Origin of the sequence: Polaromonas sp. (assembly GCF_041689105.1) — a bacterium.
In the GTDB taxonomy this organism is placed as follows: Bacteria; Pseudomonadota; Gammaproteobacteria; order Burkholderiales; family Burkholderiaceae_C; genus Polaromonas.
In genome coordinates this window covers 1-19,688 of the sequence record NZ_JBDNGU010000181.1, presented here as the reverse complement: position 1 = coordinate 19,688, position 19,688 = coordinate 1, and the positions used below count along the sequence as shown (strand labels likewise).

Below are 19,688 nucleotides of genomic sequence, written 5' to 3'. Positions count from 1 at the left end.
TCATAAGCAAGCCATGCCACCCATCGATTTTTACTTCGACTTTGCCTCGCCTTACGGCTATTTCATGTCGGAGAAAATCGACGCGCTGGCTGCAGAGCGTGGCCGCCGCGTCACATGGCGGCCCATCCTGCTGTTTGCCGCGCTGCGCGCGCTAGGCTTGCCGCCTCCGTTCGAGCACCCCGTCAAGCTTGAGTACATCACGGCAGACTTCGCAAGGTCGGCCCGCTTCCTCGGGTTGGGCTACCGCCTGCCGCCCGCCTTTCCGGCGCTGACCCAACAAGCCGCGCGCGCCTTCTACCTGCTGAACCGCCAGGCACCGGCGGATGCCGTGCCTTTTGCGCAGGCGGCGCTGCGCGCTTACTTTCGCGACGGGCAGGATATCGCCAGCAACGATATGGTTGCGCAGATGGTTTGCGAACAGACGGAGGCACTGGGCGATGCAGCTGCCGTGCGTGACGCCCTGCAAAGTGCCGACGCCAAAACCCTGCTTCAGGACGCGATCACTGCAGCGGTTGAGAACAAGGTTTTTGGCTCGCCTTTTGTTGTCATTGATGGCGAGCCGTTTTTCGGCGTCGACCGCCTCCCACAGATTGCCCAAAAGCTCGCCGCGACCGCCTGAACCCGCGACGCAAGCACCACAACCCTAGGAGACACGCATGAAACCCGACCTCGTCACCACTGAAAAAATCGGCCACGTCGGCCTGATGCGCCTTAACAACCCCGAAGAGCTCAACACCCTGCATGTGCCCATGATGCTGGCGATGGAAGAGGCGCTGACCGTGCTGGAGCGTGACAATGAAGTGCGTGTGATCGTCGTCACTGGCGTAAATGACAAGGCCTTTATTGCGGGCGGCAATATCAAGGACTTGAACGCCAGGCGCGGACTGCAGCACTACAACGAGTTTTCTGAAACCGTGCACCGCGTCTTCCGGCGCTTTGAGGTCTGCAACAAGCCAACGATTGCAGCCGTCAACGGCTGGGCGCTGGGTGGAGGCATGGAGTTCATGCTCACCATAGACATCCGACTGATGGCCAATGAAGCCAAAATCGGCCTGCCCGAAATCAAGCTTGGCATCTTCCCCGGTGGCGGCGGCTCGCAGCGCCTGATGCGCCAGTTGCCGCTGTGCCAGGCCAAGATGCTGATGTTTACCGGCGACTTCCTCAATGCCGATGAGGCCGTCGCCATGGGCCTCGTGAACCAGACGGTGCCGCGGGCGCAACTGCTGGGCGACACGCTCAAGCTCGCCGCCCGCATCGCTGAAAAATCCCCGGTGGCGCTGAAGTTTTTAAAAAGCTCCATGCTGCACGGTGCCGATATGCCACTGCCAGCCGCCCTGGCCCACGAGGCGGCCACCATCGCCCTCGTGTTCGACAGCGACGACGCGCATGAAGGCTGCAGCGCGTTTATTGAAAAGCGAACCCCAGTCTTCAATGGTAAGTAGCCCTAGAACACCGTAAAAAATATAAGCTTCGCTACGGCATTAAAGTATTTGGGGAAATACCTGCTGGTTGGCTGACTCTTATGATCATCTGGATTTGGCTCAATCCGCAATTCTTATAGACTAATTGAACGGCTGCTAACGCAGCATTCCTGACATTGCGGCCAAGCATCGAATTCCTAGTCTTACTGTGTCACAAAGTGGTATATTGCGCTCATCATTGAACTGGGGAGGTGTGATGGACCTATCCAAGGATTTCGAGTGCTACTTAGCGCATCTGGCCCAAGGGCTGGGCCACGCGGACCGACACGCTGGCTTGACGGGGTACTGCACCGGCCTGATGCTACCGCTGTCACGCAAGAGCGTGGAGCCCATGGCGGCACGTGTCGACCCCCTGCACGCCAGCGCCAAACACCAGGCGCTGCATCATTTTGTTGCCAAGGCCCGTTGGAGCGACGAGCAGGTGCTGCGCTTGGTGGCCCAGTGGATCGTGCCCCACATGGACATGAGCGAAGGTGGTTTCTGGATCGTTGATGACACCGGCTTTCCCAAGAAGGGCATTCACTCGGTGGGAGTGACACGCCAATACTGCGGTGTGCTGGGCAAACAGGACAACTGCCAGGTGGCTGTCAGCGTGTCCCTGGCCTGCGAGCAGGGCAGCCTGCCCGTGGCTTGGCAGCTGTACCTGCCTCGCAGCTGGGCCGAAGACACTGGGCGCAGAGTCAAGGCCGGCATTCCCGAGGACATCGAGTTTGCGACCAAGCCCCAAATCGCCCTGCAGCAGTTGCGCAAGCTCATTGAGGAGGGTGCGCCCAGGCACTGTGTGCTGGCCGACGCCGGCTATGGGATTGACTACCAGTTTCGCCAAAGTCTGAGCGATCTGGGCTTGGCCTATGTGGTGGGCGTCACCTCGGCCGTGGTGGTCTGGCCTGCGGGGGTTGAGCCGCTGCCGCCCAAGACCTACAGCGGCATGGGCCGCCCCCCGGTTATGCCCAGACGCACCGCCAAGAGGCAGCCGGTGAGCGTCAAGGCCCTGGCCCACTGCCTGCCGAGCAACGCCTGGCAGAGCATCAGCTGGCGCGAGGGCACCAATGAGCGCCTGAGCAGTCGCTTTGCCGCATTGAGAGTGCGCTGCGCCGGCGGTAACGTTGGCAAGGCCCGCCTTCTGCCCCAGCAGTGGCTGCTCATAGAGTGGCCCGCCGACCAGGCTGAGCCTGAAAAGTATTACCTGTCCACGCTGCCAGAGACGGCGGCGCTGAACGACTTGGTACGCACCGCCCACATGCGCTGGCGCATCGAGCGGGACTACCAGGATTTGAAGCAGGATCTCGGGCTGGGGCACTATGAAGGACGAGGCTGGCGTGGGTTTCACCATCACGCCAGCCTGAGCATTGCCGCGTACGGATTCCTGATGGCGCAACGACTCAAAGCTGGGGGCAACACCGGCAGTAAAAAAAAACTCCGTCATACGCCAAGTGCCTGCCGTTCCCGCGGGTTACATTCCTCGGGGCAGCCCAGCGCGCGCAGCGTCACGTTCCCGATTCGATCACCACGCTGCGCCTACAGTTGAGCATCGCACTGGTAAGCACCCTGGGTCATTGCCCTCATTGCAACTGGATAAGTCAACGGCTGCGTTTGTGACACAGTAAGACTAGGACTACGCTGATCAAGTCCACGGCATTGCAGTCCCAAGCGTTATGAGTAGATGAAACAGCAAACCCTCGTCATGGCAGCCGATCAAAGCTTTGAGAACTACCGCAAGCCCACGCGGCGCGATGAATTTCTCAAGACCATGGAAGCCAGCGTGCCGTGGGCAGCACTGTGCGAGGTGATTGAGCCGCACTACCCCAAAGCAGGCAATGGCCGACCGCCCATAGGTCTGGAGCGCATGCTGCGCATCCACTTCATCCAGCACTGGTTCAATCTGGCAGACCTGTCCTGCGAGGAGGCCCTCTACGACAGCGCCAGCCTGCGCCGCTTTGCCGGCATTGACCTGGGCCGCGAGGCCGTGCCCGATGCGACCACGATGCTGAAGTTTCGCAAGCTCCTCAACGAGCACAAGCTCGGCGAAGCCCTGTTTGCCAAGGCACTGGCAATCAAGCCATGTCGGTTGTTTGTCAGTGTGAGGCCCATGTAGCGCAGCTCGCTGGCGGTCTTGCCTTTGCGGTACAGCCGCGCATCAGCATCGGTGGTCGATTCGTGGGTTTCATTGCTACGGGTTTGGCCCTTGAAGTTACCGCCACTGCCGCCATTACCTTCATCGCTGCCGTCTTTCCGTACAAAGCTCTTGTGACCAGCCCAAGCCTGGATGACGGTGCCGTCCACGCTGAAGTGCTCGCCGGAGAGCAGGTCTTGTCTGCTGGCCATCTCCAGCACCTGGTTGAAGAGTTCAATGACGGCGTCGTGTTCAATCAGGCGTTCGCGGTTCTTGGTGAAGACCGTGGGCACCCAGACGGCATCGTCCATGGCCAGGCCTATGAACCAGCGGAACAGCAGGTTGTATTGGGTCTGCTCCATGAGTTGGCGCTCCGAGCGGATGCCGTAGAAGATTTGCAGGAGCATGGCGCGTAGAAGCTTCTCGGGGGCAATGCTGGGGCGTCAGCTCTTGATGCCTGCTTCGTACATGCCGCTGAGCAGGGCATCCATCTTGAGCAACGAGGCATTGACCATGACTCGGATGGGGCGCAGCGGGTGATTCGCTGGCACGAAATCACCCAGGTGACGCATCGTAAAAAGCCTCTCGGTGAATGTGTCGGCTCCGCGCATTTTTGTATCTATGTAGTTGCAGCTTCTATAACGGTTGGGCATTTATGCCCGTGGACATGATGGGAGGTATTTCAGCAGCCTGCGAGGGGGAGGGCGAAAACTTAAGAGCTTCGACCTCGGCTGACCACATCAGGAGCGTCCATCTTTGCACCCCCCAACGCCCCATTCGCCGCCACAAGCATCGAAAAACCTCCTACACTGATTTTCAATCGGGAAGACACACCATCTTTAATGCCAGTCCGCGCAGGCGCGGGCGACGTCGCGCGGAAAGGCCTAGAGCCTGACCGGCCATCCGGTGTCTTCATAGCGGAGTGCGTGGCCCTGCCACCGAGCGGCATGCCGGTCTCGGTTTTATCACTGTGATTCCAGCTAAGCGGCTATTGGCCGTGCGGAGCTATGCACCCACCCACCGAGTCAGGTTCTAGAGAGCAACTACGCAATGGTTACTTCTATGCAGACGCCCTCGACCAGGGCCGAATTCGAGGAGCGCATGAACTTCGCGCGCGAGCAAGTGAGGAACGGGATGATGCATTTCGCCAAGGGCCTCCGAGGCCCGGATCGCCTGCTCAATGTCCGCTACCTTCCCAACCGACGGATTGACCTTCTCAGTATCGACGAGATGGCGCGCTTGAACGCGAACATGAGCAATCAGATGCGCAACTCAGATTTCGGAAAGATGCTTTTGGACGACAAGGGGCAATGAGCAGGGCAGGTTCGATGTGGTGCTCAGCCTCTTGCGCACGCATTCGTCTAGTCATGGCGGACAGAATCGAATTGCTTGGCCGGAGCGGGAATAGCGGGTTAAGCTAGTTGCAGATTTCTGTTTACACACTAGGGCGACCTCATGACCGCTTTCTGCCAGGTCCCGCCGCCCACCGGCTCGCAAACGCTTCAGCTCAGGATGCTATTCCCTTACGCAACGGCGATCTGCGCGCTCTACTGCGCCGGAAACTGGTAGCGTCGTAACGCGCGATGCAACTGCACTCCTGCAATGTATCTCTCGCACCGACATGTCACCGGCCATCCTGCGTTGGCGCAGGGTTGAATCGGTAAAGACGAGGGACATGACGCCCGAGGGAATCATGGTCGCCGAGATGGCGCCCGGGGCGATGTGTGAGCCGCTGCAGGCCAAAACCGGGTTGCGCTGATCTGAAGTCGGCGAAGCCACTTTCCATTTGGAACAGGGCTTTGCAACAAGAATGCCACTGACGCACAACGCGCCCGTGACTGATCAATTTGTCATTGGCGGGTGTAAGTATTGACTTTCTGAGACGACAGGTCTAATCTTGAAGAGTTGCAACGTTAATTTTGTCCATGCCTGCCACTTTATCCAATGTTAATCCCGCCGGGCGCCTAGAGCCCCGAAATCGCCAGCAGCGCAGCGCAGCCCGCTCAGACACACGGAGTGCGCTGGTGTGGTGCGGCACTGAGCTATTGACTGAGCGCGGTTTTCAGATCACCGGCATTGATGAAGTGCTTAAACGGGTAGGGGTGCCCAAAGGCTCGTTCTACCACTTCTTCAAGAGCAAGGACGAGTTCGGCGCGGCCGTCATCAAGAACTACACCGAATACTACGCTCGCAAGATGGACCGGATCTTCAACGATCCGACGCGCCCACCACTGGAGCGGCTCAAGGCCTTCGTCGACAACGCCAAGTACGGCATGATCAAGTTCGACTTTCGCCGTGGCTGCCTGATCGGCAATCTGGGCCAAGAACTGGCCAGCCTTGATGGTACATTTCGCCAGACGCTGGAAGCGGTTCTGGTGTCCTGGGAGGAGCGCGTGACCACTTGTTTGCAAGATGCCATTGACGCCGGCGACATCGCCAGCAGCAATGACGCCCATGTGTTGTCGCGCTTTTTCTGGATTGGATGGGAAGGCGCGATCCTGCGCTCCAAGCTGATGCGCAGCCTCGCCCCTATCGACCACTTCGTCGACCTGTACTTCGCCAAAATCGCGGTCTGACGGCCGCTGAATAGAAGCATCGGGGGTAAACACCTATTTTATAGACGACCGGTCTACGTGAACAATGAGCGCATGAATTCCTCGAACGTACCCGGTCGATTCGCAAGTCGCCCGTCCCAGTCGCCTGCCCCTGAACCTCGCGAGATCGGCGGTGCTCCGATGGCCGATGGCGCCGGCGAGCGCTCCGTTTGCGGCGGCAGCATGGAGCAACAGGCATGAGCGCGCCTTTGTTGCAACTGCGCGAGGTTGGCAAGAACTTTGGCGGCGTGCAGGCGGTGCGCGGCCTGAGCTTCAGTGTGCAGCGCGGTCAGGTGCTGGGCCTGATCGGGCCCAATGGGTCGGGCAAATCCACCTCGGTCAACTTGATCTCGGGCACCTTGCCTGTCAGCTGCGGCGCGATCGAATTCGACGGGCAAAGTGTTAACGACCTGCCCATCAGCGCCAGGGTGCCGTTGGGGCTGGCCCGCACTTTTCAGACCACGAGCCTGTTTCCTGAATTCAGCGTGCACAACCAGGTGCTGGCGGCCTGCCACAGCCGCTTTCGCAGCGCGCCCTGGGCGGCGGTGTTCCGGCTGCCGGCCGCGCGCAGGGAAGAGACGCTCCAGCAGGAGCGGGCCGATGAGATTCTGGCATTTGTCGGCCTGGGCGATGTCGCGCAGGAGCTGGCGTCGTCACTGTCATCGGTGCAGCAGCGACTGTTGATGATCGCCACTGCCTTAGCGAGTGAGCCCGCGCTGGTGCTTCTGGACGAGCCAGCTGCCGGTATGGTGGCCAAGGAGCGCAAGGAGCTCACCGGCCTGATAAAGCGCATTCAGGCGCGCGGCGTGGCGGTGCTTGTGATCGAACACCACATGGGCTTAATCATGGAGGTGTGCGAGCGTATCGTGGTGCTCAACTTCGGGCAGAAGATTGCAGAGGGTACGCCAGCGGAAATTCGGACTAATCCGGTGGTGATCGACGCCTATCTGGGAGGGGCACACTGATGCTCAAAGTCAGCCAGTTGCGGGCCGGTTACGGCAAGGTCGATGTTCTGCATGGCATCACGCTGGAAGTTAACGCCGCCGAGTGCGTGGCCCTGGTGGGCGCCAATGGAGCCGGCAAAAGCACCACCCTCAAGTGCATCTGCGGTCTCAACGAGGTGCGCGGCGGCACCATCAAGTTTGAGGGCCAGCGCATCGACGGGTTGCCCGGTCACAAGATCGTGCAGCGCGGCATCACCATGTGTCCGGAAGGGCGTCAGGTGTTTGCCGAGATGTCGGTGGTCGAGAACCTGGAGATGGGCGCGCACACCCGACGCGATAGTGAACAGCGCGCTGATCTGGACGAAATGCTGGACCTGTTTCCGGTGCTGCGCCAGCGGGCGCGCCAGCGCGCGGGCACGCTGTCGGGCGGCGAGCAAGAGATGTTGGCCATTGCGCGGGCGCTGATGTCGCGCCCGCGGCTGTGCATTTTTGACGAACCTTCGCTAGGCCTGGCGCCCAAGATCGTCGCCGAGGTCGAGCAGACCATTGCCCGCATCAAGGCTCGTGGCACCACGATCTTGCTGGTCGAGCAAAACGCCGCTATGGCACTTCGACTGTCCGATCGGGCCTATGTGTTCGAAGCCGGAGAGATCGTGCTGCACGGAACGGGCAAGGAACTTCAGGACCACCCCGAAGTCAGCCGCGCTTACTTGGGCTATTGAGCGCAGCCAGAGTAATCAATTTTTGTCAGTCAATCAACAGGAGACAAGTATGAAACGGTTCAACAGGCGAGTGGTGATGGTGGCGGCGTCTGCCGCAATGGGCTTGGGTATGGTCTGGTCCGCACACGCGGCCGACAAAGTGCTGGTGCTGGGTGTGAATGACGCACTGACCGGGCCGGGCGCGGTCTATGGCTTGCCGCAGGCCAATGCGGTGAAGATGGCGGCAGACGACATCAATGCCAAGGGTGGCATCAAGGCCGGGGGCGACACCTACAGGATCAAGGTCGTCGACTACGACGACAAAGCGAACCCGACCGAGGCAACCAACAGCGTGCGCAAGCTGATCGACCGCGATGGTGCCAAGTACCTGCTGGGCTTTTGCTGCTCTGGGCCGACCAGCGCAGTGGCATCGTTCATTGATAAGGAAGATGCCGTGATGTTGGTGGGCAATGCCGCCGAGCGCGCCATCACCGCCAAGGGCATTCCCAACCTATTCCGCACCCGTCCACCAGCAGACTTCACAGGCGCAGCTGCCGGTGTCTTTGTTGCCAAGCGCGGAGCTCGTAACATCGCCGTGATCGGCTCGCTGGAAGTGTCGTTTTACGGTCAATACCTTGAAGCTTTCGAACGCGAGCTGGTCAAGGCCGGTGGCAAGATCGTTGCCAAGGAAACTTTTGCTCTTAAAGACCGGGACATGACGCCCCAGCTAACAAAGGTGCGGGCGCTCAATCCCGACGCTCTGCTAGTGCTCGGCTATGTCGAGCCCGCTGCCTTTGTTTACCGCCAGGCCATCGAGCTGGGCATGAAGATGCCGCGCTATGGCTTTACCAGTGGCAGCGAAGAGCAGTTTCTGCGCGTGGCGTCAAGCGAGCAGATGGAAGGCGTCTGGGACCTGCGCCCGACTGAATTGACTGTCGAAGCCCTGGACGCCAATGCCAAGACCTACGTCGCCAACTACACCAAGAAATACGGCAGCGCGCCAGCCCCAAGCTCGCCGTATGCATATGACCAGGTCTATGTGCTGAAGAACGCCATTGAAGCGGCCGGTGGCGCAGGCGATGCGAAGAAGGTGGCCGCAGCCATTCGGAAGCTGGCCATTCCCAAGGAGGCGGTGATGAAGTACCTGCCCACCAACGGCACCATGTTCGATGTCAATGGCCAGGCCTACACCTCCAACGGCGCATTCCAGTGGCAAAAGGGCAAGTGGGTGTATGTCGCCGAGTTGCCTTCGGACACTGTGGCCTATTCCACCTTCCTGCGCAGTCTCTACAAATAAGGCGAAGGCACCGCGCGAAGCGCGGTGCACTTAACACCAGGACGGACCATGATCGAAGTTCTTCAACAAGGCATCAACGGCTTGGCCATCGGCTCGGTCTATGTGCTGATCGCGCTGGGCCTGACGGTGGTGTTCGGCATTCTTGGCATCGCGCATTTCGCGCACGGCTCGGTGGCGATGTTCGGCGGCTACCTGACATTCACCTTCGTTGAGCGGTTCGGCCTGCCGTTTTTCGCGGCCATGGCGCTGGCCATGGTGGCTGGCGCGGTGGTCGGCTTGCTGATCGAGCGGCTAGCCTACCGGCCGGTGCGCGATGCGCCGCACATTAACGCCTTCATCATTGCGCTGGGTCTGACCATGATGATCGAAGGCTTGAATCTGTTGACCTTCGGCGCAGATCAGGTGGTGATCCAGACGCCTTACCGCAGCGTATTCAATGTGGGTGGCGTAGCGGTGGCTGAACTGCGCCTTTTGGTGATTCTCACGGCCTGCGCGCTGGTTGGCGTGATCGCGTTGCTGATGAGCCGCACCAAGACCGGCAAGTCAATACGTGCGGTTGCCCAAAACCGCCAAGCAGCCGTTCTGATGGGTGTCAACGTCAACCTGGTCTCGCTGGTGGTGTTCGGTATTTCTTCGTCTCTGGGCGTGGCCGCTGGTGCGCTTATCGGTGCTTTGTTGGCCATAGCACCCGGCGTTGGCGAAGGGCTGGCGGTCAAGGGTTTTGCGGTGCTGATCCTGGGCGGGCTTGGCTCCATACCCGGGGCCATCGTGGGGGGGTTGATCCTGGGGGTGAGCGAGTCCATGGCCGCTGGCTTCATCTCGTCGGCCTACAAGGATGTCATTGCCTTTTTGGTGATGATCGTGGTGCTGTTATTTAGGCCTGAAGGCCTGCTGGGCAAACGGTGAAAAAACTTCTCACACACCTGACCGCTTGGGTGGTGTTGATCCTGGTCGCAGCAGCTATGCCTGCGTTGATCAAGGTTCCGTACTTTATCCACCTTATCATTCTTGCGTTGGTCTGGATTGTGCTCGCGCAAGGCCAGAACTTGATTCAGGGATTGGTCGGCTATGTCTCGATTGCGCAGGCTGGTTTCATGGGGATAGGCGCTTATTTTTCTACACTGCTTACGGTCAAGTTCGGTTGGTCGGTCTGGATGACGATGTGGCTGGCACCACTGTTCACCGGGCTTGTTTCTGTGCTGGTGGGCTACCCCAGCCTGCGGGTGAAGGGACACTACTTTGCCATTGTCACCTTGGCCTACAACATGGTGATTTTTACGGTGCTGCTGACCTACAGTTCACTGACGGGCGGGGAGGCCGGCATTTCGAACATACCGCGCCCGTCCGAGCTTTCTCTGCTGGGTTGGACGTTCAATTTTGAAGGCCGCAGTAACACCAACTATTATTTGCTGGCACTTCTAATGGCTGCGCTCAGTACCGGCCTGTGCGCGCTCATACTGCACTCGCGGGTGGGCCGGATTTTGCTGTCAATTCGCCAGAATGAAAGCCTCAGCGAAGCGATTGGCGTGCGCACCTTTCGCTACAAGCTGCTGGCCTTCGTAGTCAGTGCCGCGCTGGCGGGTCTGGCTGGCGCGCTGTATGCCCACTACATCGGCTTTCTTAATCCCGAGCCATTCAGCGTGGACCAGTCGCTCAACGCGATTTTAGCGGTGATTCTGGGTGGAAGTGGCACGCTGGCCGGCCCAGTAGTCGGCGCCTTTGCCATCACTTTCCTGCCGGAGTACCTGCGCATTGCGGACAGCTACAGGCTGGTGACGTACGGGCTCATTCTGGTACTTGCAACCATTTTCCTGCCACGTGGGCTTGTGCCGGTCTTCCATGGGCTGTGGCTGCGTCTGGCTGGTGCACTGGGGCTACGCCGTGGCTGAAGGCCTTGCCGACGCCGACCTTGCGTCGGCCGAAGCTGCTTTGTTGAAGCGAGCGCGCACCTTTGTCGATGAGCATGTGGAGCCAAAGGCAAGTGAGCGAAGCCGACAGGGCGCCAGCAGTCAGGCGCTGATGCGCGAGGCTGGGCGCCTGGGCCTGATTGGCGTGCAGATACCGCGCAGTTTGGGCGGGCTCGGCTTGCCTTTCAGCAGCAAAGTCAAACTGACAAGGCTGCTCGCTGCTGCGGATTTTGGCGTCGCGATGGCCGTGGTCAACAGCCACAACGTAGTGGAGCACTTGGCACGCATGGGCTGTTCTGATCACATAAGCCGCTGGGTACCCCGGTTGCTCACTGGTGAGATGACTGGTTGCACGGCGTTGACTGAACCTCAAGCCGGTTCAGACGCCGCTGCCATGCTCACCCAGGCGCAGGCGGTGGACGGCGGCTGGCGGCTCGATGGGGCCAAGAGCTGGATCACCAATGCCGTCCATGCGGACGTTCTAATCGTTTATGCACAGACCCAGCCGGGCGGCGGCGCGGCCGGTATCGCCGCTTTCGTAGTGGATGCACAGGCAACTGGCTTCGAGCGCGCGGCGCAACCACCGCAGGGACCAGTTTCCAGCATTGGAAGCGGCAGCTTCAAGCTGGCGCAATATCAGTGTGACGGACAGGACATGCTGGCAGCGCCCGGCGTGGCCTTCAAGGACATTCTCAATTCAATCAACGGCGCACGTGTCTATGTGGCGGCAATGTGCTGTGGCATGGTAGATCGGGCGTTAGCCTTGGCCAGTGAGTACGGCGTTTTCAGACAGACTTTTGGCGCCAGCTTGCACGCGCACCAGGGCTGGCGCTGGCGCCTGGCTGACGCGGCCATCGACCTGGAGGCCGCCAACTTGCTGGTGGACCATGCGAGCGTCTTGGTCGATGATGGGGACCATTTGCGCGCCCAAGTGGCCGCAGCCAAGGCCAAGGTGTTTGCCACGCGAATGGCCCAGCGCCATTTGGCCGAGTTGCTGCATGCCATGGGCGCGCAGGGCCTCAGTGAGCAACACCCGCTGACGCGACATCTGGCAGCGGCGCAGGTGGCGACCCTAGTCGATGGCTCGACCGAGATGCTGCTTGAGCGCATCGCGCGCGATGTCCAGGGGCAGGCTGACACTGCCGTGGGCCTGACCATACATTCAACACAACAGACAAAGGATCAGTAATGCGGGTATTTCAAATAGAAGGCGATTGGGGCATGGAGCATCTAAAGCTCTCGTCCAGGCCAGAGCCTGTAGCCGGGCCAGGTCAGGTGCTGGTGCGGATGAAGGCCTCATCGCTCAATTACCGCGATCTTGTGGTGCCGGAGCGCGGTTATGGCAGCTACACTGGCACGCTGCCGCTGATTCCCGTGTCTGACGGTGTGGGCGTGGTTGACGCCGTTGGTGCGGGCGTGAGCCGTGTGGCGGTGGGCGACCGCGTCTGCCCGACCTACTTCCAAAGCTGGACTGGGGGTGAGCCCGATCTGGAGCGGCTTACGCAATCCCTTGGCGGACCGGTTGACGGGACCATGACCGAGCTGATGTGCCTGTCCGAGCAGGGCGTTGTCAAAGTGCCGGCCCATCTGTCGGACACCCAGGCCGCCAGCCTGCCTTGCGCGGCGCTCACCGCCTGGAGCGCTTTGACCTCGGCCGGTGGCTGCCGCCTTGGCGACCGCGTGTTGGTGCAGGGCTGCGGCGGCGTGGCGCTGTTTGCCTTGCAGTTTGCCAAGCTGCTGGGTGCCCACGTGACGGTGATCACCTCCAGTGAAGAGCGCATGGACAAGGTGAAAAAGCTCGGTGCGGACGCAGTGCTTAATTACCGCACCGTGCCCGAATGGGCCAAGGCCACACGAGAGTTCACCGGCGGTCGCGGCTACGACTTGATCGTCGAACTTGGCGGGGAAAAAACCCTACCCCAGTCGCTGCGCTGCATCCGTCCTGGCGGCACCATTGCGATGATCGGCATTTTGTCGGGCTCGACGATGGCGACCTCGCTGGGTCACATCATCACCCGGCAGGTGCGCCTGCAGGGCGTGACCGTGGGCCACCGCGACGGATTTGAAGCCATGCTGCGCGCCATGGAGCAGCACCAGGTCCAGCCGATCGTGGACCGAGTGTTTGAGTTTGCCGAACTCAAGGAAGCCATGGCTTACCTCAAGAGTGGCGTGCAGTTCGGCAAAGTCTGCCTGGCGCACTGATGGACGGCGGAACGCGCAGCATGATGCTTCCCTTGGACAGTCCGGGCACGGACCCGGACAAGATCGCCTTCATGATGGCCGAGAGCGGCGAGCAGGTCAGCTTTGGCCAGCTCGAGCAGCGGGCCAATCAGGTGGCCCGGGTGTTGCGCGAGTGTGGCGTTGCGCCTGGAGAGCACGTTGCGCTGTTGATGAATAACAGCCGCCGTTTTTTGGAAGCCTGCTTCGGCATGGACCGCGCAGGCGTCTACTACACCACCATCAGCACCAGGCTCACCGCGGCCGAGGTCGCGCACATTGTGGCCGACTGCGGCGCCAAAGTGCTGCTGATTTCGTGCGACGTTGCCTGCGTCGACGCGCAGTTTCTGGACCAGTTGCCCGCTCAACTGCAATGCTTCGAGGTTGACCTGTCATTGTCTGACCTGCCGTCATGGACGCAGCGGGTGGACCAGGCAAATGATCTGCCGCAAGATGATCCGCTGCAGGGCCTGGACATGCTGTACTCGTCTGGCACGACCGGCCGGCCCAAGGGCGTGAAGTGGCCGATGCAACGCCAGCGTGCTGGTGGGCGCACCATGCTGGTCAATCTGCTGCAGCCTTTGTTCGGTTATGGGCCGGATTGCCGCTACCTGTCCCCGGCGCCGCTGTACCATGCCGCGCCGCTGCGCCACAGCATGACGGTGATCAAACTCGGTGGCATGGTGATGGTCATGGAAAGCTTCGACGCACAGCGCGCACTGGCGCTGATCCAGAACCACCGATTGACCCATAGCCAATGGGTGCCGACCATGTTCGTGCGTATTCTCAAACTGCCAACCAAACTGCGCGAGCAGTTCGACGTATCGACAATGAAGGTGGCCGTGCACGCGGCCGCGCCTTGCCCGATAGAAGTCAAACTGCGGATGATGGACTGGTGGGGACCGATCCTGACGGAATACTACGCCGGCACTGAGAACAACGGCTTTTGCTCGATCACGCCGCAGGAGTGGCTGCTACACCAGGGCTCGGTCGGCCGCGCCACACAGGGGCAGCTCCACATTTGCGATGAAGACGGCCAAGAACTGCCTGCAGGCGAGTCGGGTCTAGTGTATTTCTCGGACGGACCGACTTTCAGTTACCACAACGACACCGAGCGCACAGCACACACCCGCAACGCCCAGGGCTGGACCACGCTCGGCGACATCGGGCGAATGGACCAGGACGGCTACCTGTACCTGCTGGACCGGCGCGACTTCATGATCATCTCTGGGGGTGTCAACATCTATCCTCAGGAAGCGGAAAACATCCTGATCGGCCACCCGAAGGTGATGGATGTCGCCGTGGTGGGCGTACCCAATGAAGATTTTGGTGAGGAGGTCAGGGCGGTGGTCCAGCTGGTCGATCCGCAAGACGCTGGACCGGCCCTCGCGCAGGAGCTAATCGATTACTGCCGCTCCCACTTGGCCAGCTTCAAGTGCCCGCGCAGCGTGGACTTTGATCCGCAGTTGCCGCGCCACCCCACTGGAAAGCTCTACAAGAAGCAATTGCGCGACCGATACTGGTTGTTATGAAAAGCTTTCCATAATGACCGATTTCTGAAAATCGATCTGCTGGCGCGCCGCGTCGAAGTCGGCATGCTGTGGATCAATATGCCCGCCATGCCTTCGGCCGAAATGCCGTTCGGCGGCATCAAGGACTCAGGCTACGGCTCCGAAGGCGGACACGAAGCGCTGGAGGCCTTTCTCAACGTGCGCTCGGTGGCGGTGATGAACGTCTGAGTTTGCCCATGGTGATACCGTTCATGCTGACGAGAGGTTTACGTGCGTGTCCGCAAGTGGACTATTGCTGGAGGCCTGGTGCTTGGCAGTAGCCTGCTTCCCTCCGCAATAATTGAAATCTTTTGATTGTTTGCTCAAATCGTTCATGATGACGAGGGCACACAGACTTGTATTGGCTTGGAGTGAGTGAATGAAATTCGCAGTCATGGGGGCGGGGGCGGTCGGTTGCTTCTACGGCGGCATGCTGGCGCGCGCCGGCCATGAAGTGATGCTGATCGCGCGGCCGCAGCATGTGGAGGCGGTGCAGCAGCATGGCCTGCTGCTCGACACGCAGACCTTCACGGAACACGTGGCGTTGCAAGCCAGTAGCGACCCGGCTGCCGTGCGCGGCACGCAGTGCGTGCTGTTTTGCGTCAAATCCACCGACACCGAAAGTGCCGCGACCGCCATCGCGCCGCATCTCGACGCCGATGCCGTGGTGCTGAGTTTGCAAAACGGTGTCGACAACGCCGAGCGCGCGCAAGCGGTGCTGGCGCAGACCGTGGTGCCCACGGTGGTGTACGTCGCCACCGGCATGGCCGGGCCCGGCCATGTGAAGCACAACGGGCGTGGCGAGCTGGTGATCGGCCCTTCACTGCGCAGCGAGGCGCTGGTGGCCGAGTTCGCCCGCGCTGGCGTGCCGGTGCAGATTTCCGACAACGTGGCCGGCGCGCTGTGGGTCAAGCTGATCATCAACTGCGCCTACAACGCGCTCTCGGCCATCACGCAGCTCCCCTACGGTCGCCTGGTGCAGGGGCAGGGCATCGAAGCCGTGATGCGCGACGTGGTGGATGAATGCCTGGCCGTGGCGCAGGCCTGCGGCGTGCAGGTGCCGGGTGATGCCTGGGGCGCCGTGCAGGCGATTGCGCGCGCGATGGCCACGCAGTATTCCTCCACCGCGCAAGACCTGGCGCGCGGCAAGCGCAGCGAGATTGACTACCTCAACGGCCATGTGGTGCGCAAGGGCGATCAGCTGGGTATCCCGACGCCGGCGAACCGCATGCTGCTCGCCCTGGTGAAAACGCTGGAAAGCAAACAGATACCCAAGAAATTTGAGATACAACAACCATGACAACCACCATCCAATCGCTGCACGCGCGTCAGATTCTCGACTCGCGCGGGCGCCCCACCGTCGAGGTCGATGTGCATCTCTCTGGCGGCGTCATGGGCCGCGCCTCGGTGCCGTCGGGTGCCTCCACCGGCGCGGCCGAGGCGCACGAGTTGCGCGACGGCGATCCCGCGCAGTACCGGGGCCTTGGCGTGCGCCAGGCGGTGGCCAACGTCAACGGCGAGATCGCGCGCGCATTGCAGGGCGTGGATGCTGCCGACCAGCGCGGCCTGGACGAGCGGCTGCGCGCGCTCGATGGGAGCGAGCAACTCAGCCGCCTGGGCGCCAACGCGGTGCTGGGGGTTTCGCTCGCCGCCTGCCGCGCGGCCGCTGCCGCGTGCAAGCAGCCGCTGTACCGGCGCATCGCCGAGCTCAGCGGCGAAACTGGCGGGACGGGCGAGCTGCTGATGCCCATGCCTATGGTCAACATCCTGAGCGGCGGCCTGCATGCCGGGCGCGGCATGGACGTGCAGGACTTTCTCGCCATTCCCGCCAGCGCCCGCAACACCGAGGAAGCGCTGCATCACATCGCACGGATCCGCAGCGCCGCCACCGACGTGATGGCCGAACGCGGCTTGCCCACGCTGCTGGCCGACGAGGGGGGCCTGAGCCCGGGTTTCGCAACCGGGCGCGAAGCGCTGCAATTGATGGTTGAGGCCACCGAGCGCGCTGGCCTGCGCCCGGGCGAGGACATCGTGATCGCCATCGACGTGGCGGCCAGCTCGCTCAAAGGGCCGGATGGCAGTTACAGACTTGCACGTGAGGGACGACAGGCCAGTGCGCGCGCGATGATGGACATGGTGCGTTCGTGGGTGGACGAGTTCCCGGTGGTCTCAGTGGAGGACGCGCTGGACGAAAATGCCTGGGGCGACTGGACCACGCTCACTTCTGAACTCGGCAGCCGCGTGCAACTGGTCGGTGACGATTTCTTCACCACCAATCTGGCGCGGCTGCAGCGCGGCATCGAGGCGCACGCGGCCAACAGCGTGCTGATCAAACTCAACCAGAACGGCACGCTCACCGGCACGCTGGACGTACTGGCGCTGGCGCGCCGCGCCGGCTACGCGCCAGTGGTGTCGGCGCGTTCGGGCGAGACCGAGGACGACTTCCTGGCCGACCTCGCGGTAGGCACCGGCGCCGGCCAGATCAAGATCGGCTCGCTGCGCTGTTCCGACCGCCTGGCCAAGTACAACCAGTTGCTGCGTATCGAGGAGATGAGCGGCGCACGCTTTGCCGGCATGAGCCGCTGGGCCGTTCCCAAGGCGAATACCACAGCGCGCAACGCGCAGGTTTCTCCATGAAGGGATTGGTATCCTGGCGCGGCAGCAAGGCATGAAGCCCGCGCCCGAACTGGAGGACTTTCTGCTCGGCCAGGGGCTGGCCGCCTCGCGCGAGGATGCGCGCTGGACGCCGCTGGCCGGCGGCGTATCGTCTGACATCTGGCGCGTCGATCTGCCGACGCGCACACTCTGCATAAAGCGCGCGTTACCGAAGCTCAAGGTGGCGGCCGACTGGTTCGCACCGACCGAGCGCAATGCCTTTGAATGGAAATGGTTGCAGTTCGCCGCACGCCATGTGCCGCAGGCCGTGCCCAAGCCGGTGGCGCACGACGCCAGCGCCGGCCTGTTCGCAATGGAATTTCTCGCCCCGGAGCGGCATCCGGTGTGGAAGGCGCAACTGATGGCCGGCCAAGTCGATTCCGCCACCGCCGCAGCGGTGGCCCGCATCGTGGTCGCGGTGCACAACGCCAGTGCTGGCGACCCGGCAGTAGCGCGCGAATTCGCCACGCGCGACAACTTCTTCGCCTTGCGGTTGGAGCCCTATCTGGTGGCCACCGGACGCCGGCACCCCGATCTGGCCGAACGCTTGAATGCGCTGGCCGAGCGCACCGGCGCTGCGCAGATCGCGCTGGTGCACGGCGACGTGAGTCCGAAAAACATTCTGCTTGGCCCGGCCTCGCCCATCCTGCTCGACGCCGAGTGCGCCTGGTACGGCGACCCGGCCTTCGACATCGCCTTCTGCCTCAACCATCTGCTGCTCAAGTGCCTGGTGCATCCGGAACTGCGCGCGCAGTATCTGGCCGCGTTCGAGGCCTTCGCGGCAAGCTATCTGGCTGCCGTGCAGTGGGAACCGCGCGCCGACATCGAGGCACGCGCGGCCGCCTTGTTGCCGGCGCTGCTGCTGGCGCGCGTGGATGGCAAGTCGCCGGTGGAATATGTGCGCGATGACCACACCAGGGATCTGGTGCGCCGCGTTGCCAGACCGCTGGTGGCGGCCAGTCCGCAAGGTCTGGCGGATGTGGCACAGGCCTGGAGCAAGGCGGTTGAGTCGCATTAAGCAAATTTCCCAAAATCGACCAAATACCTGTAGCGTCTCAACCTTGCGAATTCGCTACCCCTGGTGTGTCGCGAAAACGAAAAATGCTTAATGCGACAGAACCGCTGGCAGCTGCGTACAGCAATGCCATTACAGCCGCAGCGAGGCGAGCATGGCCAAAAACAGGACGTCGATCACCGCGTACAGCCTCCGGCACGTGGTGGGCAGCGAACTCAAAGCAAGTGGCTTGGAGTCCGAGGACATTTCGTAAGCGCTCAATAGACTGCGTTCCTTGCGGCGATGCCGCGAATCGGATTGGGATGGGCGGCAGGCCTAGCGGCTGGGTAGTTTGATACGCCAAGGCAGCAAGGCCTCGTAATCATCGGCTGTCTGCGCCGTTGGCAGCGCAGTGAGCAGCGTGCGTAGATACCAGTAGCCGTTAATGCCATTGGCCAGGCAGGTCTGCAGCAACGAGTACAGGTTGCCACTGGCGTTGGCTCCGGCCACCGAAGGTGGGCCATGAGCTGCAGGCCCGGGGCTTCAAGGTCAACACCGGCACCATCGTGGACGCCACCATCATCGGCGCGCCCAGCTCCACGAAGAACGCAGACAAGGCGCGCGACCCCGAGATGCACCAGACGCGCAAAGGCAAGCAGTGGTACTTTGGCATGAAGCTGCATATCGGCGTAGACAGCCAAAGCGGGCTGGCCCACAGCGCCGTGGTGACTGCAGCCAACGTGCACGACAAACATCCTTTGCCGGACCTGCTGCACGGCAACGAGCAACGCGTCTATGGCGACTCGGCCTATGCCAGCCAGAAGGCGTTGATTCACAGTAAGGCGGCCAAGGCCAAAGACTTCACCAATCAGCGAGTCAAGCGCAAAGGCGAGATCGACGAAGTGGCCAAGGCGAAGAACCGCACCAAGTCCAGCATCCGTGCTCGGGTGGAGCATGTCTTTGGTGTGGTCAAGCGGCTGTGGGGCTTTGGCAAGGTGCGCTACCGGGGGCTGGCCAAGAATGCAACGCGGGCATTTACTGCGTTGGCGCTGGCCAATATCTACCTGGGCCGACAAAGGCTCTTGGCACAGGTGCGTCCATGAAGGTGCAAAGTGGGCGAAGAAGCCCGGCAATGCGGCTCTCAGAGCCGCAAATCTGGTCCAACTCGGGCAAAAATCTTCAATCGATGGGCCATACCGAAAAGTGCCGTTTCAAAAACGGGGCTTATTCAGCGT

The 19,688-nt window shown here is 61.5% G+C and carries 15 protein-coding genes and 6 pseudogenes; 19 read left to right on the top strand and 2 right to left on the bottom strand.

Going from position 1 to position 19,688, the window contains the following annotated elements; genetic code table 11:
* Positions 1-13 precede the first annotated feature (13 nt).
* The 4 genes and pseudogenes from ACESMT_RS18180 to ACESMT_RS18165 all read left to right on the top strand — a co-directional run.
* Positions 14-619 carry a 2-hydroxychromene-2-carboxylate isomerase gene (locus ACESMT_RS18180; protein ID WP_372828002.1) on the top strand — a complete coding sequence of 202 codons (606 nt, stop codon included), beginning with the start codon at positions 14-16 and terminating at the stop codon, positions 617-619.
* A gap of 37 nt (positions 620-656) precedes the next feature.
* Positions 657-1,442, top strand: a complete 786-nt coding sequence (locus ACESMT_RS18175; RefSeq protein ID WP_372828001.1) for an enoyl-CoA hydratase/isomerase family protein — start codon at positions 657-659, stop codon at positions 1,440-1,442.
* Between the two features lie 235 nt (positions 1,443-1,677).
* A pseudogene (locus ACESMT_RS18170) lies at positions 1,678-3,088 on the top strand (IS701 family transposase).
* 56 nt (positions 3,089-3,144) lie between these two features.
* A pseudogene (locus tag ACESMT_RS18165) lies at positions 3,145-3,525 on the top strand (transposase); the annotation flags it as partial.
* Here the strand turns inward: ACESMT_RS18165 and ACESMT_RS18160 are convergent.
* A pseudogene (locus ACESMT_RS18160) lies at positions 3,510-4,205 on the bottom strand (IS5 family transposase); the annotation flags it as partial. The pseudogenes ACESMT_RS18165 and ACESMT_RS18160 overlap by 16 nt on opposite strands.
* A 451-nt stretch (positions 4,206-4,656) precedes the next feature.
* On the opposite strand from ACESMT_RS18160, the gene avs1c reads away from it, so the two are divergent.
* The 14 genes and pseudogenes from avs1c (at position 4,657) to ACESMT_RS18090 (ending at position 18,477) form a co-directional block, all read left to right on the top strand.
* Positions 4,657-4,908 carry an AVAST type 1 anti-phage system protein Avs1c gene (gene avs1c, locus ACESMT_RS18155; protein WP_372828000.1) on the top strand — a complete coding sequence of 84 codons (252 nt, stop codon included), beginning with the start codon at positions 4,657-4,659 and terminating at the stop codon, positions 4,906-4,908.
* 611 nt (positions 4,909-5,519) lie between these two features.
* On the top strand, positions 5,520-6,170 hold the full coding sequence (locus ACESMT_RS18150; protein WP_372827999.1) for a TetR/AcrR family transcriptional regulator: 651 nt from the start codon (positions 5,520-5,522) through the stop codon (positions 6,168-6,170).
* Between the two features lie 215 nt (positions 6,171-6,385).
* Positions 6,386-7,153 (top strand): ABC transporter ATP-binding protein, encoded by a 768-nt coding sequence (locus ACESMT_RS18145; protein WP_372827998.1) that lies wholly within the window; start codon positions 6,386-6,388, stop codon positions 7,151-7,153.
* Positions 7,153-7,854 carry an ABC transporter ATP-binding protein gene (locus ACESMT_RS18140; RefSeq protein ID WP_372827997.1) on the top strand — a complete coding sequence of 234 codons (702 nt, stop codon included), beginning with the start codon at positions 7,153-7,155 and terminating at the stop codon, positions 7,852-7,854. Before ACESMT_RS18145 ends, ACESMT_RS18140 begins: the two co-directional genes overlap by 1 nt.
* 49 nt (positions 7,855-7,903) lie before the next feature.
* Positions 7,904-9,130, top strand: a complete 1,227-nt coding sequence (locus ACESMT_RS18135) for an ABC transporter substrate-binding protein (RefSeq protein WP_372827996.1) — start codon at positions 7,904-7,906, stop codon at positions 9,128-9,130.
* Positions 9,131-9,178: 48 nt separating this feature from the next.
* Positions 9,179-10,036 (top strand): branched-chain amino acid ABC transporter permease, encoded by an 858-nt coding sequence (locus tag ACESMT_RS18130; RefSeq protein WP_372827995.1) that lies wholly within the window; start codon positions 9,179-9,181, stop codon positions 10,034-10,036.
* Positions 10,033-11,019, top strand: coding sequence for a branched-chain amino acid ABC transporter permease (locus ACESMT_RS18125; RefSeq protein ID WP_372827994.1), 987 nt, complete (start codon positions 10,033-10,035; stop codon positions 11,017-11,019). Before ACESMT_RS18130 ends, ACESMT_RS18125 begins: the two co-directional genes overlap by 4 nt.
* A complete protein-coding gene (locus ACESMT_RS18120; protein ID WP_372827993.1) occupies positions 11,012-12,226 on the top strand; it encodes an acyl-CoA dehydrogenase family protein in 1,215 nt (404 codons plus the stop codon). The genes ACESMT_RS18125 and ACESMT_RS18120 overlap by 8 nt, the downstream gene beginning before the upstream one ends.
* Positions 12,226-13,239 (top strand): NAD(P)-dependent alcohol dehydrogenase, encoded by a 1,014-nt coding sequence (locus ACESMT_RS18115; RefSeq protein WP_372827992.1) that lies wholly within the window; start codon positions 12,226-12,228, stop codon positions 13,237-13,239. Before ACESMT_RS18120 ends, ACESMT_RS18115 begins: the two co-directional genes overlap by 1 nt.
* 20 nt (positions 13,240-13,259) lie before the next feature.
* The gene (locus ACESMT_RS18110; protein ID WP_372827991.1) at positions 13,260-14,786 is read left to right on the top strand and encodes an AMP-binding protein; all 1,527 of its coding nucleotides are present in this window, start codon (positions 13,260-13,262) and stop codon (positions 14,784-14,786) included.
* A 36-nt stretch (positions 14,787-14,822) separates the two neighbouring features.
* Positions 14,823-14,993: pseudogene (locus ACESMT_RS18105) on the top strand (aldehyde dehydrogenase family protein); the annotation flags it as partial.
* A 190-nt stretch (positions 14,994-15,183) separates the two neighbouring features.
* On the top strand, positions 15,184-16,104 hold the full coding sequence (locus tag ACESMT_RS18100; RefSeq protein WP_372827990.1) for a ketopantoate reductase family protein: 921 nt from the start codon (positions 15,184-15,186) through the stop codon (positions 16,102-16,104).
* Positions 16,101-17,441, top strand: a complete 1,341-nt coding sequence (gene eno / locus ACESMT_RS18095; RefSeq protein ID WP_372827989.1) for a phosphopyruvate hydratase — start codon at positions 16,101-16,103, stop codon at positions 17,439-17,441. Before ACESMT_RS18100 ends, eno begins: the two co-directional genes overlap by 4 nt.
* Positions 17,442-17,472: 31 nt before the next feature.
* Entirely contained in the window at positions 17,473-18,477 is a 1,005-nt protein-coding gene (locus tag ACESMT_RS18090; protein WP_372827988.1) for a phosphotransferase family protein, read from the top strand.
* Between the two features lie 312 nt (positions 18,478-18,789).
* On the opposite strand, the pseudogene ACESMT_RS18085 reads toward ACESMT_RS18090, so the two are convergent.
* Positions 18,790-18,966, bottom strand: a pseudogene (locus ACESMT_RS18085) (transposase domain-containing protein); the annotation flags it as partial.
* Between ACESMT_RS18085 and ACESMT_RS18080 the strand changes: the two are divergent.
* Positions 18,966-19,556, top strand: a pseudogene (locus ACESMT_RS18080) (IS5 family transposase); the annotation flags it as partial. The pseudogenes ACESMT_RS18085 and ACESMT_RS18080 overlap by 1 nt on opposite strands.
* Between the last annotated feature and the right edge of the window lie 132 nt (positions 19,557-19,688).

Bases quoted from the DNA above. Each gene is read 5' to 3' on its own strand.
- ACESMT_RS18135 (WP_372827996.1), top strand. From the start codon at position 7,904: ATGAAACGGTTCAACAGGCGAGTGGTGATGGTGGCGGCGTCTGCCGCA.
- ACESMT_RS18130 (WP_372827995.1), top strand. From the start codon at position 9,179: ATGATCGAAGTTCTTCAACAAGGCATCAACGGCTTGGCCATCGGCTCG.
- ACESMT_RS18090 (WP_372827988.1), top strand. From the start codon at position 17,473: ATGAAGCCCGCGCCCGAACTGGAGGACTTTCTGCTCGGCCAGGGGCTG.
- ACESMT_RS18150 (WP_372827999.1), top strand. From the start codon at position 5,520: ATGCCTGCCACTTTATCCAATGTTAATCCCGCCGGGCGCCTAGAGCCC.
- ACESMT_RS18180 (WP_372828002.1), top strand. From the start codon at position 14: ATGCCACCCATCGATTTTTACTTCGACTTTGCCTCGCCTTACGGCTAT.
- ACESMT_RS18140 (WP_372827997.1), top strand. From the start codon at position 7,153: ATGCTCAAAGTCAGCCAGTTGCGGGCCGGTTACGGCAAGGTCGATGTT.
- ACESMT_RS18175 (WP_372828001.1), top strand. From the start codon at position 657: ATGAAACCCGACCTCGTCACCACTGAAAAAATCGGCCACGTCGGCCTG.
- ACESMT_RS18100 (WP_372827990.1), top strand. From the start codon at position 15,184: ATGAAATTCGCAGTCATGGGGGCGGGGGCGGTCGGTTGCTTCTACGGC.
- ACESMT_RS18145 (WP_372827998.1), top strand. From the start codon at position 6,386: ATGAGCGCGCCTTTGTTGCAACTGCGCGAGGTTGGCAAGAACTTTGGC.
- eno (WP_372827989.1), top strand. From the start codon at position 16,101: ATGACAACCACCATCCAATCGCTGCACGCGCGTCAGATTCTCGACTCG.
- ACESMT_RS18115 (WP_372827992.1), top strand. From the start codon at position 12,226: ATGCGGGTATTTCAAATAGAAGGCGATTGGGGCATGGAGCATCTAAAG.
- avs1c (WP_372828000.1), top strand. From the start codon at position 4,657: ATGCAGACGCCCTCGACCAGGGCCGAATTCGAGGAGCGCATGAACTTC.
- ACESMT_RS18110 (WP_372827991.1), top strand. From the start codon at position 13,260: ATGATGCTTCCCTTGGACAGTCCGGGCACGGACCCGGACAAGATCGCC.